Source organism: Mycobacterium paraseoulense (assembly GCF_010731655.1).
In the GTDB taxonomy this organism is placed as follows: domain Bacteria; phylum Actinomycetota; class Actinomycetes; order Mycobacteriales; family Mycobacteriaceae; genus Mycobacterium; species Mycobacterium paraseoulense.
This window is the reverse complement of record NZ_AP022619.1, coordinates 1317611-1331382: the sequence shown is the minus strand read 5'-3', so window position 1 is coordinate 1331382 and position 13772 is coordinate 1317611. Positions and strand designations below refer to the sequence as shown.

The following is a 13772-nucleotide window of genomic DNA, read 5'->3' as shown; positions in this document are numbered from 1 at the left end:
CAGCCCCCCTAAAGACCCAAGTCGGCCTCGAACGCTCCCTCTTCCAGCCGGTGCTTGATCGTGGTGAGGAACCGTCCGGCATCGGCGCCGTCGATGAGCCGATGGTCATAGGTCAGCGGGAGGTAGCAGATCGAGCGGACGCCGATGGATTCGTTGCCGAATTCGTCGACGATCACCCGGGGCCGCTTGACGATCGCCCCGGTGCCCAGCATGGCGGCCTGCGGCGGAACCAGGATGGGGGTGTCGAACAAAGCGCCCTGGCTGCCGATGTTGGTGATGGTGAAGGTGCCACCGGACAGCTCGTCGGGCTTGAGGTCGCCCGAGCGGGCGCGCGCGGCGATGTCGGCGATCGCCCGGGCCAGTCCGGCCAGCGACAGGTCGCCGGCGTTGTGGATGACGGGGGAGAGCAGACCCTGCTCGGTGTCCACGGCGAAGCCGAGATGTTCGGCGTCGTAGTAGGTGATCTCCTTGGTCTGCTCGTCGTAGCTGGCGTTGATGTTGGGGTGGATCTTCAGCGCGTCGATCACCGCCCTGGCGATGAACGGCAGAAAGGTCAGGTTCACGCCTTCGCGCTCGGCGAACGCGGACTTCGCCCTGGCCCGCAACCCGACGATCCTGGTCATGTCGACCTCGTGCGTCTGGGTGAGCTGGGCGGTCGCCTGCAGGGATTCCCGCGTCTTGTTCGCGGTGAGCTGGCGGATCCGGCTGGCCTTCTGCGTGGTGCCGCGCAGGTGCGCCAGCGCGGGCGCCGGGGTCGGCGCCGCGGCCGGGGCCGCCTTGCCGTCCGCCGCCGGCGCGGCGGGGGGTGCCTGCGGCGACGCGGGCGCTTTCTGGGCCTGCTGCTTCTGGCGTTGCTTCTCCTCCGCCGCGGCGAGCACGTCCTGCTTGCGGATGCGGCCGCCGACACCGGTGCCGGTGATCGCGGTCAGGTCGACACCGTTCTCGGTGGCCAGTTTGCGCACCAGCGGCGTCACGTACGGCGCCCCGTTCGGTCCCGAGTCGCTGGGTGCTTGCGCGGCCGGCTGCGCTTGCGCCGGTTGGGCTTTCGGGGCCGGCTCGGGCTGGCGTTGCGGCTGGGGCTCGGGCTTGGCCTCGGCCTTGGGCGGTTCGGGTGCCGGCTCGGGCTTGGATTCCGGTTTGGGGGCGGGCGCGGGCGTGGGAGCGGACGGGGCCTCGGAACCGGTGCCGATCCGCGCCAGCTCGCCGCCGACGGGCACGGTGGCGTCCTCCTCGGCGGTGATGCTGATCAGGACGCCGGCCACCGGTGACGGGATCTCGGTGTCCACCTTGTCGGTCGACACCTCCACCAGCGCGTCGTCGACCTGGACCGGGTCGCCCACCTTCTTCAGCCAGCGGGTCACCGTGCCCTCGGCGACGGACTCGCCGAGCTCGGGCATCAACACCGGCGTCGCGTCGCCGCCACCGGAACTCTGCGGGGCGGGCTCGGGTTCGGGCTCCGGCTGGGCCGGGGCCGGCGCTTCGGGCTCGGGCTCCTGCTGGGCCGGCGGGGCGGATTCAGCCTGCGGCTCCGGCTGGCTGGGCGCCTGCGCGGCCGCGTCCGAGCCGCCGCCCTCGGACGATTCGCCGCCCTCGGACGAGTCGCCGATGACGGCCAGTTCGCCGCCCACCTCGACGGTGTCGTCCTCCTGGGCGACGATCTTGGTCAGCACGCCCGCCGCGGGCGACGGGATTTCGGTGTCGACCTTGTCGGTGGACACCTCGACGAGGGGTTCGTCGAGTTCGACCGTGTCGCCCTCCTGCTTGAGCCAGCGGGTGACCGTCCCCTCGGTGACGCTCTCACCGAGTGCAGGCATCTGGACGGAGATGGCCATCGTTTTGACTCCTCGATCGCTCGTGGGTCGGGGCGGGTCGAACATCTGGCTAGCCGTTCGAAGTAACTATCCAAAACTATCCTGTCACTGCGTCCGCGCCGGCACACATCCAGGGCGGACCGCGCGGTTGCCGGGGCGGGCAGAATCCCCTTGCTACGGTGTGGCCACTGCAGTCGAAGCGGGGAGGTCCGATGCCGGGAACACAACAGCTAGCCCAGCATCTCGTCGAGAGCGCCGACGGCGCGCGAATCGCGGTCTTCGAAGAGGGCAACCCCGACGGCCCCACCGTCGTGCTGGTGCACGGCTTCCCCGACTCGCACGTGCTGTGGGACGGCGTCGTGCCGCTGCTGGCCGACCGGTTCCGCATCCTTCGCTACGACAACCGTGGCGTCGGTGAGTCATCGGTGCCCAAGCCGGTGTCGGCGTACACCATGGACCGGTTTGCCGACGACTTCGCCGCGGTGACCGGCGAGCTCAGCCCCGGCCGCCCCGTGCACGTGCTCGCCCACGACTGGGGCTCGGTGGGCGTGTGGCACTACCTGAAGCGGCCCGGCGCCGGTGACCGGATCGCCACGTTCACGTCGGTGTCCGGCCCGAGCCAGGACCAACTGGTCGACTACATCTTCAGCGGTCTGCGCACACCCTGGCGCCCCCGCACCTTCGCGCGGGCGATCAGCCAGGCGCTGCGGCTGACCTACATGATCTTCTTCTCGATACCGGTGCTCGCTCCGCTGGTTCTCCGGCTGACGCTGTCGATCCCGGCGCTTCGGCGCAACGCGGTGGACAACATCCCGGCCGAGCAGATCCACCACTCGCCGCAGCTGGCCCGCGATGCCGCCCGTTCGGTGAGAACCTACCCCGCCAACTACTTTCGTTCGTTCTCCGGCCGCGGGCGGGGCATCCACGTCGTCGACGTGCCGGTGCAGTTGATCGTCAACACCAAGGACAAGTACGTGCGGCCGTACGGCTACGACCACACGCCGCGCTTCGTGCCGCGGCTGTGGCGGCGCGACATCAAGGCCGGTCACTTCTCGCCGATGTCCCACCCGCAGGTGATGGCCGCGGCCGTGCACGACTTCGCCGATCTGGCCGAGGGCAAGCCGCCCAGCCGCGCGCTGCTGCGCGCGCAGGTCGGGCGTGCGCGCAAGTCCTTCGGCGACACCCTGGTCTCGGTCACCGGCGCCGGCAGTGGAATCGGCCGCGAGACGGCGTTCGCGTTCGCGCGCGAGGGCGCCGAGCTGGTCGTCAGCGACATCGACGAAGCGGCCGTCAAGGCGACCGCCGCCGAGATCGCCACCCGCGGTGGCGTCGCCCACGCCTACGTGCTGGACGTGTCCGACGCCCATGCGGTGGAGGCGTTCGCCGAGCGGGTCAGCGCCGAACACGGCGTGCCCGACATCGTGGTCAACAACGCCGGCATCGGACAGGCGGGTGGCTTCCTGGACACCCCGGCCGAACAGTTCGACCGGGTGCTCGACGTCAACCTGGGCGGCGTGGTCAACGGGTGCCGGTCGTTCGCGCGCCGCCTGGTCGAACGGGGCACCGGCGGCTACATCGTCAACGTGTCGTCGATGGCCGCCTACGCCCCGCTGCAATCGCTGAACGCCTACTGCACGTCGAAGGCGGCGACCTACATGTTCTCCGACTGCCTGCGCGCCGAACTCGACGCCGCCGGGGTGGGGCTCACCACGATCTGTCCGGGCGTCATCAACACCAACATCATCAACACCACCCGGTTCGACGCGCCCGCCGGCAAGGGCCAACAGGTCGACGGGCGGCGCGGCCAGCTGGGCAAGATGTTCGCGCTGCGCCACTACGGGCCCGACAAGGTCGCCAACGCCATCCTGTCGTCGGTGCAGAAGAAGAAGCCGATTCGCCCGGTGGCGCCGGAAGCCTATGCGCTGTACGGCGTTTCGCGTCTGGCGCCCCAGGGCTTGCGGAACTTCGCTCGGATGCGGGTCATCTGACGCGAGCTGGCGGCGCCCCCCTCCGGCTCAGGTGCCGGCCCGCGCCGCGCCCTGGCGGCCCGTCAGCAGTGTCCCGCCGATGGCGATGAGCCCGATGACCGCCAGCGGAATGGACCACGTTCGTCGGCTGCCCACCGACGACTGGCACTGCGCCACGTAATCGGTGTGCGGAACGACCTGGTTGAGGATCGGGATGTTCGCCACGCTGTTGTTGTTCGCGCTTCTGGCCGCGGACAGGTCCGTGGCGACGGCGTTCCCGCAGCCGATCGAATGGCCGTTGCCGTCGGAAATCGACACCGGCGCCAGGAGGCCGATCACGCCGGCCAGTAAAAGTACGGCCCCCACTCCGAGGATCAACCGTCGCACCGTCACGATCTCGCCTTTCTTCGTACTGGTTTTCGATCGGAGGGAGATTAGCCGCTGGGGGAGGCCGGTAAACGCGAAGTTGGCCGGATATCGCGCCCGATTCCTGGGTATCCCGCCGCGGTAGCCGAGAGGGGAATGCAACGTGGTGCTGAGTGCGACGCGGGACGTGGACGTGCCTTGCGAGCGGGTGTGGGAGGTACTGGCCCAGGGCTGGACCTACACCCAGTGGGTGGTCGGCAACAGCCGCATGCGGGCCGTCGACCCGAACTGGCCGGATCCGGGCTCCTCGATCAGGCACTCGATCGGGATCTGGCCGTTGGTGATCAACGACGCGACGATCGTGGAGGAGTGCGAACCGCCGCACAAGCTGGTGCTGTGTGCCCGCCTGGGGCCGCTGGGCGCCGCGAGGATCACGATGCTGCTGCACGAGACACCGCAGGGCTGCCGGGTGGAGATGATCGAGGTGCCCGTGCAAGGCCCGATGGCGGCCGTTCCCAATTCGCTGGCGCTGGCCGCGGCCTACCCGCGCAACAAGGAGTGCCTGTGGCGGTTGGCGGCTCTGGCGGAACGCGTGGAGCCGAGCCAGGTGAAGTGAGCGCGCGCGACACCGCCGACGCCGTCGTCATCGGGGCGGGGCACCACGGGCTGGTCGCCGCCTCGATGCTGGCCGACGCCGGATGGGACGTGCTGGTGCTCGAAGCCCAGCCGGAACCGGGCGGCGCGGTTCGCAGCGCCGAGCTGACGCCGGGCTACATCACCGACCTGTTCAGCTCCTACTACCCGATGACGGTCGCCTCACCCGCGATCGCGGCGCTGGGGCTCGAGGACCATGGCCTGCGGTGGTCACACGCCCCAGCGGTCGTCGGACATCCGCGCAGCGCGGCCGATGAGGACCCGCCCATCGTCTACCGCGACCCGGCGCGCACGGCAACGGAATTCGCGCGCCGGGAACCCGTCGACGGCGACAACTGGTGGCGGCTGGTGGAGTTGTGGCAGCGGATCAACGCGCCGCTGCTCGACGCCATGCTGGCGCCCTTCCCGCCCGTGCGGCCGATGCTGCGGCTGCTGACCAAACTCGGCACGTCCGAAGCGCTCCGGGTGGCGCGGCTGCTGGTGCAGCCGGCCAACACCATGGCGTGCGAGCTGTTCGCCGGCGAGGCTCCGCGAGTGTTGTTGCTGGGCAACGCGATGCATGCCGACGTCCCGCCGGACGCGCCCATCAGCGGCGCCATGGGATTCCTCATGACGATGCTGGCCCAGGACCGCGGCTGGCCCGTGCCAGTCGGGGGTTCGGGCCAGTTGACCGCCGCCCTGGTCAGCCGCGCCCGCTCCGCGGGCGCGCGAATCGAGTGCAACCAGAACGTGTCCCGCATCCAGGTGCGGGGCGGCCGCGCGGTCGGCGTGACCACGGCCGAGGGGCGCACGGTGGCGGCGCGGCGGGCGATCGTCGCCGACGTGACGGCGCCGCGCCTGTTCCGCGACATGCTGCCCGCGGATGCGCTGCCGCCCAAGCTGTTAGATGACCTCGAACACTTCGAGTGGGATCCGCCGGTGGTGAAGGTCAACTATGCGCTGGACCGGCCGGTTCCCTGGCGCGCGAAGAGCCTGCACGGCGTGGGCACCGTCCATCTGGGGGCCGACGGCGACGGGCTGGTCCGCTGGATGGCCGACCTGAACACCCGGGTGGTGCCCGAGCACCCGTTCATGTTGCTGGGGCAGACCACCACGGCCGACCCCAGCAGATCTCCCGAGGGAACCGAAAGCGTATGGGCCTACACCCATTTGCCGCGTAACGTCGCCGACGACGCGTCGGCCGACCGGCTCGCCGAAGCGGTGGACCGGGTCATCGAGGAGCATGCGCCGGGCTTCGGTTCGGCGGTCGTCGACCGGTTCGTGCAGCGGCCGTCGGACCTGGAGGCCAGTGACGCCAACCTGCACCTGGGTGCGCTCAACGGCGGGACCGCGCAATTGCAGCAGATGCTGATCTTTCGCCCGGCGCCCGGCATGGGCCGGGCCGAAACCCCGGTGCAGGGCCTGTATCTGGGCAGCGCTTCGGCCACCCCGGGTGGCTCGGTGCACGGCGCCTGCGGGCGCAACGCGGCCAACGCCGCGTTGGCCGCCGACGGCGCGAGCGGATGGCCGCGCCGCCAGGTGAGGCGCGCCGTCTTCTCGCTGCTGACCGGGAAGCGCTGAGGGCTAGCCGTTTACTAGCCTTTTTCGCAGATGTCTTCGAGCACCGCGAACATGGTGCGGGTCGGCACACCGGTGCCGCCCTTGGGCGTGTACCCCCACGGGCCGCTGGTGTTGTACGCCGGGCCGGCCACGTCGATGTGTGCCCAGCCCACCCCGTCGGCGACGAATTCGCGCAGGAAAACCCCGGCGACCAGCATGCCGGCGAAGCGCTGACCGCTGATGTTGGACAGATCGGCCACGGTGGATTTCAGGTCGTCCTTGAGCTCGTCGGGCAGCGGCATCGGCCAGCCGTTCTCGCCCACCTGCTGCGAGATCGCCGCGACGCGGTCGCGGAACTCGTCGCTGCCCATCACGCCCGGGATCCGGGCGCCCAGCGCCACCGTCTGCGCGCCGGTGAGGGTGGACGTCTCGATCAGGTAGTCCGGGTTGTCCTCACACGCGCGCACGATGGCGTCGGCCAGGATCAGCCGGCCCTCGGCGTCGGTGTTCTGCACCTCGACGGTGATGCCGCCGTATTGCGTCAGCACGTCGCCGGGCCGCTGCGCGGTGCCAGACGGCATGTTCTCGGCCATCGGCACCGTGGCGATCACGTCGATCGGCAAGCGCAACTGCGCGGCCAGCGCCACCGTGGCGATGACCGCGGCCGCGCCGCCCATGTCCGAGGTCATGTGGTGCATCGATGCCGCGGGCTTGATCGAGATGCCGCCGGTGTCGAACGTGATGCCCTTGCCGACCAGCGCGACGCGTTTCGCCTGTTTGGCCTTCTTGGCCAGCTTCGAACCCCGGTGGGTCAGCCGCACCAGCCGCGGTGGCCGCGACGAACCCTGGCCGACGCCGATCACGCCGCCGTAGCCCGCTTTCTGCAGCGCCTTCTCGTCGAGGACTTCCACCTCGAGACCCACGGATTCACCCAAAGCCCTTGCCCGCCGGGCGAATTCGGACGGATACAGGTGACTCGGCGGTGTGTTGACGAAGTCGCGGGCGGTGGCCACCGCGGTCGCCACGGCCGCGCCGTGCGCGCTGGCCGCCTTCGCGTCCTTCGCGGCGGACAGCACGGTGATCTTGCGCAGCCCTTTGTCTTTCGGCGCGGTCTTGCCGCTGCGGAACTCGGTGAACCGATAGCTGCCGAGAATCAGTCCCTCGACGGCCGCCGAGCACACGCCGGCGCCGGGCAACCCGCCCAGGGTGGTGAACACCGCCTCGGCGGTGCCCAGGGACCGCGCCGCCACACCGGCGGCGCGACGGATCACCTCGGCGGGCCATTCGGGCCGCGGTTTGCCCAGGCCGATCGTCAACACGCTGGACACCGGCAGCGACGGCACGACCAGGCGGTGGACCTGCTCACTGCCGCCGGTGGCGTCCAGCGCCCGCAGGCCGGATTCGATTGCGGCGACCGCGTCCGCGGTCAGCGGCGACTCGCCCTGGGCGACGACCGCCCCCGGCCTGTCCTCGTCGCCGGCCGAGACCACCGGCACGATCAACACCGAAGAGCCCGCCTGGCGTTTCGGCAGCGATGCGGCGACGTTGACGGCGGGGCTGCGATAGCTCAATTCGGTGGTCACGGGCAGTTACCCTAATCGCCGGAGCCCGCGCCGAGGTCGGCGGCGCCCCCGCCGTGCAGCTCGAAGGCGACGACGGGGTCGTCAAAGCCCTTGAGGTCAAAGGGGCCACGGGCGGTCGCCGGCCACTGCGGAAGTTGCTCGTGCAGGGCCGAATCGGCCAAGATCTGGGACGGGGCCGCGGCCCCGACCAGACGCGCCGCCAGGTTGACCGGACTGCCGAAGTAGTCACCGTTGATCGCCAGGACGGCGCCGTACGCGAGGCCCGCCCGCACCTGCAGACCCTCCTCGCGCGCCCGCGGATGCTCGACGAGGTCGACCGCCGCCCGGGCGAGGCGTTCGGGAGACGCGCTCACCCACATCACCTCGTCACCGATGAACTTCACCACCCGCCCGCCGTCGCGGTGCACCACGTCGGCGACGGTGCCGGCGAACTCGTTCAGCAAATACGAAAGCTGCGCGGGGTCGAGCGCGCGGGTGAGCACGGTGAAGCCGGACAGATCCGCAAAACCGATGCCGCACACCACGCTTGCCGAGGTATCGCGAAGGACGCCCTCGAAGTGGGTGCGGGCGCCGGTCAGATGGTGGCGGTGGACGACGTCGATCAGCGCCGAAATCCGGGGGACGAACTCCGCGACCGCGCGGTACGCCTGGGCCGTGGCGAGTTCGTCGTTGGTGTAGGTCATCTGGATGTCGGGCGTCCCGGCCCGGATCGCCGTCGACTCGGCCTCCGCGAGCCGGGCCATCGCGGCACCCAGCACCCGCAGCAATCCGAACGCGCCCTCCTCACCCACCACCGTCTTCAAGCCGACCCAGGTCGCCAGCGCGTCGACGTCGGCCTGGCTCAGCACCGGAACGTCGGGGCCGGCGACCGTCAGGCCGAGCAAACCCCACGCCTGGGCGACCTCCTCGGGCGACAATCCGAGTTGTTCGGCCGCGGTCGCAATCGTGTGGATCGGGCGCCCGGACCATTGCAGGACGTCGCCGGCGAGCCCGAACAGCCGTCCGCGTTGTTCGGCCTCCACCATCTCCTCGACGGTGAAGCCGAGCTCGTCCAGGTACTTGATCAGGTCGGCCCGCTCGCGCGCGTTGGCGATCCCGGCGGCCTCGAGCGCCGCGAAGTCCGGGGAATCGACCACCCACCCAAGTGTGCCAGCACACGGGATTAGGGTGAACCGTCGTGACCGATGACCTACAGCACGGCCCGCTGGAAGACCGCCACCGCGACCTGGGGGCCAGTTTCGCCGAGTTCAGCGGCTGGCTCATGCCCGTGTCGTATGCCGGCACCGTCAGCGAGCACAACGCCACCCGCAACGCGGTCGGCCTGTTCGACGTCAGCCACCTCGGCAAGGCGTTGATCCGCGGACCCGGTGCCGCCGAATTCGTCAACTCGACGCTCACCAACGACTTGAGCCGCATCGGCCCGGGCAAGGCGCAATACACGTTGTGTTGCACCGAATCCGGGGGCGTTATCGACGATTTGATCGCCTACTACGTCGGCGACGACGAGATCTTTCTGGTGCCCAACGCGGCCAACACCGCCGCGGTGGTCGAGGCGCTGCGGGCGGCGGCCCCCGCCGGCCTGACGATCACCAACGAGCATCGCTCCTATGCGGTGCTGGCGGTGCAGGGCCCGCGATCGGCGGCCGTGCTCGGCGAGGTCGGCCTGCCCACCGACATGGACTACATGGGCTACGCCGACGCCTCCTACGCCGGAGTGCCGGTGCGGGTGTGCCGGACCGGCTACACCGGAGAACACGGCTACGAGCTGCTACCGCCGTGGGAATCCTCGGGTGTGGTGTTCGACGCGCTGGCCACGGCCGTTGCCGCCGCCGGCGGCGAGCCGGCGGGCCTGGGCGCGCGGGACACGCTACGCACGGAGATGGGTTACCCGCTGCACGGGCATGAACTGGCGCGCGACATTTCGCCGCTGCAGGCCCGATGCGGGTGGGCGATCGGCTGGAAGAAGGACGCGTTCTTCGGCCGCGACGCGCTGCTGGCGGAGAAGGCGGCGGGGCCGCGGCGGCTGCTGCGCGGGCTGCGAATGGTCGGCCGCGGTGTGCTGCGCCCCGGCCTGACGGTGCTCGCCGGTGAGACGCCGGTGGGCGTCACCACGTCGGGGACGTTCTCCCCGACGCTGCAAGTCGGGATCGGGCTGGCGCTGATCGACGCCGACGCCGGGGTCGAGGACGGCCAGCGCATCACCGTCGACATCCGCGGGCGCGCCGCCGAGTGTGAGGTCGTGCGGCCGCCCTTCGTGGAAGCGAAGACCCGGTAGTGCCGCAGGTTCGGGTGAAAAGCCCGGTCGCAGGCGGATATACAATCACGCCATGACCAGCGGCTCCCTCGAGTTCACGGTTTCCCGCTCGGCCCATCCGGTGACCGACGCCGACCGTGAATCCATCCTGGCCGAGCCCGGTTTCGGCAAGTACTTCACCGACCACATGGTGTCGATCGATTACGACGAGGAGCAGGGCTGGCACAACGCGCGGGTCATCCCGTACGGCCCGATAGAGCTGGACCCGTCGGCGATCGTGCTGCACTACGCGCAGGAGATCTTCGAAGGGCTCAAGGCGTACCGCTGGGCCGACGGCTCGGTCGTGTCGTTTCGCGCCGAGGCCAACGCCGCGCGCATGCGGTCGTCGGCGCGGCGGCTCGCGATGCCCGAGCTGCCCGACGAACTGTTCATGGGCTCGCTGTGTCAACTCATCGCCGTCGATAAGCCCTGGGTTCCCGCCGCCGGGGGCGAACAGGCGCTGTATCTGCGCCCGTTCATCATCGCCACCGAGCCCGGGCTGGGCGTGCGGCCGTCCAAGCGGTACCGCTACCTGCTGATCGCCTCGCCGGCCGGGGCGTATTTCAAGGGCGGCATCAACCCCGTCACCGTCTGGGTGTCGACGGACTACGTGCGGGCCAGTCCCGGCGGCACCGGTGCGGCCAAGTTCGGTGGCAATTACGCCGCCTCGCTGCTGGCGCAGGCCGAGGCCGCCGCGCACGGGTGTGACCAGGTGGTGTGGCTGGACGCCGTCGAACGTCGCTTCGTCGAAGAGATGGGCGGCATGAACATCTTCTTCGTGTTCGGCAGCGGCGGGTCGGCGCGGTTGGTCACCCCGGAACTGTCCGGCTCGCTGTTGCCGGGGATCACCCGGGATTCGTTGCTGCAGTTAGCGATTGACGCGGGATTCTCCGTCGAGGAACGCAAGATCGACATCGACGAATGGCAGAAGAAGGCCGCCGCCGGCGAGATCACCGAGGTGTTCGCCTGCGGCACCGCCGCCGTAATCACCCCGGTCTCGCGCGTCAAGTACGGCGACACCGAGTTCACCGTCGCCGACGCCCAGCCCGGTGAGGTGACGATGGCGCTGCGCGACACGTTGACCGGGATCCAGCGGGGGACCTTCGCCGACACCCACGGCTGGATGGCGCGGCTGGGCTGATCGTCTCGCCCGAACGCCCGCCCAGCCGGGCCGCCGGGCCCGAGCGCCCGGCGGCCCGGGCGCTCGCGGCTAGAACCGCACCAATCCGGCGAGCGCCACGGCGCTCACCGTCGTGGTCAGCTCGATGGCGGCGCCCAGCACGTCACCGGTGATGCCGCCGAAGCGGCGCACGCAGTGCCGCACCAACACCGCGCCGCAGCACAGGCCCGCCAGCACGCCCGCCGGCCCCTGCCACGGCCGCGGACCGGCGGCCAGCGAGGCGGCCAGCAGCACCGCGACCCAGGCCACCACCACGGGCCCGGACTGGCTGCCCGCCACCCGCGCCCCCAGGGCGCTGCCCGCGGCCGCCGGCACCGACCGCCGTGCGGCCAGCACCGCGGCCACCCGGCCGGCGAACACCGCCACGGCGATGCCGACGATTCCCGGCCTGCCCGCCGCCCCGAGCGCGGCGAAGGCCAGCCCCTGCAGCGCGATCACCACGGCGACCGCCGCCGCGCCGAACGGTCCGGTCGACCCGTCGCGCATCACCGCCAGCGCACGCTGCGGCGGCCCGTAACAGCCCAGGCCGTCGGCCGTGTCGGCCACCCCGTCGATGTGCAGGCCACGGGTGGCCAGCAGCAGCGCCGCGACCGCGAGCAGCCCGGACAGCGGACTGGACGCCCCGAACGCCCACGCCCCGCCCCACGTCACGGCCGCGGCCAAGGCGCCCAGGACGGCGCCCACCGCGGGCAGCGCCGTCATGCCGCCCGGGCCCATCGCAGCGTCGTGCGCACGCGGCACGGGCAGCACTGTGCCGAACGCGAAAGCCGTTGCCAGCGAACGCATCACGACGGGGGAGCGGCCCGGTCGGACACGCCCGCCTGCGCGAACGTCGCCATCGACGACAGCGTGGCCACCGCGGCGCGCAACACCGGCAGCGCCAGCGCGGCGCCGCTGCCCTCGCCCAGCCGCATCCGCAGATCCAGGATCGGCTCCAGGCCGAGATCGGTCAGCGCCAGGGCATGGCCCGGCTCGGTGGACCGGTGACCGGCCTGCCACCACAGCCGCGCGCCGGGGGCGAGCCGTTCGGCGACCAACGCGGCGGCCGTCACCGCCATCCCGTCGAGCAGCAGCGGGGTGCGCCGCACGGCGGCCTGCGCGCAGAACCCCGCCAGCGCGGCCAGGTCGGCACCGCCGCCGCAGCGCAGCAGCGCCACCGGGTCGGGCAGCACCAGCCGCGCCCGGAACAGGGCATCGCGCACCGCGGCCGTCTTGCGCGCCCATCCGGCGTCGTCGATCCCGGTGCCGAAGCCCACCACCGCGACCGGTTCGGCGTTCGTCAGCGCCGCCACCAACACCGCGGCCGGGGTGGTGTTGCCGATCCCCATGTCCCCGGCGATCAGCAGGTCGGCGCCGGAGTCGACCTCCTCGTCGGCGATGGCCCGGCCCGCGGCGATCGCGGCGACGGTCTCGTCATGGGTCAGCGCGTCCTCGACGGTGATGTCGCCGCTGCCGCGCCGCACCTTGTGGGCGCCGATGCGGTCCGTGAACGCGTCGCCCGCCACCGCCACATCCGCGACGCGCACCGTGGCGCCGGCGACCTCGGCCAGCACATTGATCGCCGCTCCGCCGGCTTCGAAGTTGGCGACCATCTGGGCGGTCACCTCCGGTGGGTAGGCCGATACCCCGGACCGGGCGACCCCGTGGTCGCCGGCGAACACGACCACCCGGGCGCGCTCGAATTGCCTTGGCGGGCAATGCCCCTGACATGAGGCGAGCCACACCGACAGATCCTCGAGGCGGCCCAGCGCTCCCCTTGGCTTGGTCAGGGTGTCCTGGCGGGCGCGGGCCGTAGCGGCGACGCCCGCATCGGGCGGCGATACCGGGGCGAAGTCCATCAGGTCCCCGACGGCTTGATCGGCACCGCCTGCCCGGCCACCACCAGGACCACCCGGTCGCAGACGTCGGCGACGCGCTGGTTGAGGCCGCCCAGTTCGTCGGCGAACCGGCGCCCGGACGCGGTGGCCGGGACGACGGTCAGCCCGACCTCCGGGCTCACGACCACCAACGTGGAGCTGAATGAGCCGATCGCGGCGAGCAGGTCGCGGACCGGAGCCGCCACCGACCCGCCGTCCCACCCGCCGTGGCGGTCCAGCGTGCCGGTCAACCAGGCGCCCAGGTCGTCGACGAGCGTCGGGGTGTCCGGCGACCCGCGCAGTTGGCTTGCGATGTCGTCGGTTTCGACCGTCGACCAATGCCCCGGGCGGCGGCTGCGGTGCTCGGCGACCCGGTCCGCCCAGGCCGCGTCGTCCGCACCGGTCGGCCCCGGGGCCAGGTAACACACCGATCGGCCGGCCGGCAGCGCCTCGGCGATGGCGCCCTCCGCCCACCGGGATTTGCCCGATCGGATCCCGCCGAGCACCAGCGTGCGCACTCGCT

Annotated in this window: 12 protein-coding genes; 5 read left to right on the top strand and 7 right to left on the bottom strand. The window is 71.3% G+C overall.

Annotation, left to right across the window (positions count from 1 at the left end):
• Nucleotides 1–8: 8 nt before the first annotated feature.
• Complete coding sequence (gene sucB, locus G6N51_RS05870; protein ID WP_083172834.1) at nucleotides 9–1832, bottom strand: 2-oxoglutarate dehydrogenase, E2 component, dihydrolipoamide succinyltransferase; 1824 nt, start codon at nucleotides 1830–1832, stop codon at nucleotides 9–11.
• A gap of 191 nt (nucleotides 1833–2023) precedes the next feature.
• Between sucB and G6N51_RS05865 the strand changes: the two genes are divergently transcribed.
• Entirely contained in the window at nucleotides 2024–3799 is a 1776-nt protein-coding gene (locus G6N51_RS05865; RefSeq protein WP_083172835.1) for an SDR family oxidoreductase, read from the top strand.
• A 27-nt stretch (nucleotides 3800–3826) separates the two neighbouring features.
• On the opposite strand, the gene G6N51_RS05860 is transcribed toward G6N51_RS05865, so the two are convergent.
• Nucleotides 3827–4171, bottom strand: a complete 345-nt coding sequence (locus G6N51_RS05860) for an aminopeptidase (RefSeq protein ID WP_083172836.1) — start codon at nucleotides 4169–4171, stop codon at nucleotides 3827–3829.
• Nucleotides 4172–4310: 139 nt separating this feature from the next.
• Here G6N51_RS05860 and G6N51_RS05855 point away from each other — a divergent pair, with 139 nt between their 5' ends.
• Together G6N51_RS05855 and G6N51_RS05850 are read left to right on the top strand one after the other, a co-directional pair.
• Nucleotides 4311–4760 (top strand): SRPBCC family protein, encoded by a 450-nt coding sequence (locus tag G6N51_RS05855; protein ID WP_083172861.1) that lies wholly within the window; start codon nucleotides 4311–4313, stop codon nucleotides 4758–4760.
• Nucleotides 4757–6358, top strand: coding sequence for a phytoene desaturase family protein (locus tag G6N51_RS05850; RefSeq protein ID WP_163750658.1), 1602 nt, complete (start codon nucleotides 4757–4759; stop codon nucleotides 6356–6358). Before G6N51_RS05855 ends, G6N51_RS05850 begins: the two co-directional genes overlap by 4 nt.
• A gap of 14 nt (nucleotides 6359–6372) precedes the next feature.
• Here the strand turns inward: G6N51_RS05850 and G6N51_RS05845 are convergent, their stop codons facing one another.
• Nucleotides 6373–7920 carry a leucyl aminopeptidase gene (locus G6N51_RS05845; RefSeq protein WP_083172838.1) on the bottom strand — a complete coding sequence of 516 codons (1548 nt, stop codon included), beginning with the start codon at nucleotides 7918–7920 and terminating at the stop codon, nucleotides 6373–6375.
• Between the two features lie 11 nt (nucleotides 7921–7931).
• Entirely contained in the window at nucleotides 7932–9056 is a 1125-nt protein-coding gene (locus tag G6N51_RS05840) for an adenylate/guanylate cyclase domain-containing protein (RefSeq protein ID WP_083172839.1), read from the bottom strand.
• Nucleotides 9057–9097: 41 nt separating this feature from the next.
• On the opposite strand from G6N51_RS05840, the gene gcvT reads away from it, so the two are divergent.
• Nucleotides 9098–10195, top strand: a complete 1098-nt coding sequence (gene gcvT / locus G6N51_RS05835) for a glycine cleavage system aminomethyltransferase GcvT (protein ID WP_083172840.1) — start codon at nucleotides 9098–9100, stop codon at nucleotides 10193–10195.
• Nucleotides 10196–10247: 52 nt separating this feature from the next.
• The gene (locus tag G6N51_RS05830; RefSeq protein ID WP_083172841.1) at nucleotides 10248–11354 is read left to right on the top strand and encodes a branched-chain amino acid aminotransferase; all 1107 of its coding nucleotides are present in this window, start codon (nucleotides 10248–10250) and stop codon (nucleotides 11352–11354) included.
• 69 nt (nucleotides 11355–11423) lie between these two features.
• Here the strand turns inward: G6N51_RS05830 and G6N51_RS05825 are convergent, their stop codons facing one another.
• From G6N51_RS05825 to G6N51_RS05815, 3 genes are read right to left on the bottom strand one after another with little or no spacing between them, the layout of a single operon-like run.
• On the bottom strand, nucleotides 11424–12182 hold the full coding sequence (locus tag G6N51_RS05825; RefSeq protein WP_083172842.1) for an adenosylcobinamide-GDP ribazoletransferase: 759 nt from the start codon (nucleotides 12180–12182) through the stop codon (nucleotides 11424–11426).
• Nucleotides 12179–13234 (bottom strand): nicotinate-nucleotide--dimethylbenzimidazole phosphoribosyltransferase, encoded by a 1056-nt coding sequence (gene cobT / locus G6N51_RS05820; RefSeq protein WP_142275032.1) that lies wholly within the window; start codon nucleotides 13232–13234, stop codon nucleotides 12179–12181. Before cobT ends, G6N51_RS05825 begins: the two co-directional genes overlap by 4 nt.
• Nucleotides 13231–13767: a bifunctional adenosylcobinamide kinase/adenosylcobinamide-phosphate guanylyltransferase gene (locus G6N51_RS05815; protein WP_083172844.1), complete on the bottom strand. Its 537-nt coding sequence runs from the start codon at nucleotides 13765–13767 to the stop codon at nucleotides 13231–13233. Before G6N51_RS05815 ends, cobT begins: the two co-directional genes overlap by 4 nt.
• Nucleotides 13768–13772: the final 5 nt, after the last annotated feature.

Excerpts from the sequence above, each read along its gene's own strand:
- G6N51_RS05865 (WP_083172835.1), top strand. The coding sequence starts at position 2,024 with ATGCCGGGAACACAACAGCTAGCCCAGCATCTCGTCGAGAGCGCCGAC.
- sucB (WP_083172834.1), bottom strand. The coding sequence starts at position 1,832 with ATGGCCATCTCCGTCCAGATGCCTGCACTCGGTGAGAGCGTCACCGAG.
- G6N51_RS05830 (WP_083172841.1), top strand. The coding sequence starts at position 10,248 with ATGACCAGCGGCTCCCTCGAGTTCACGGTTTCCCGCTCGGCCCATCCG.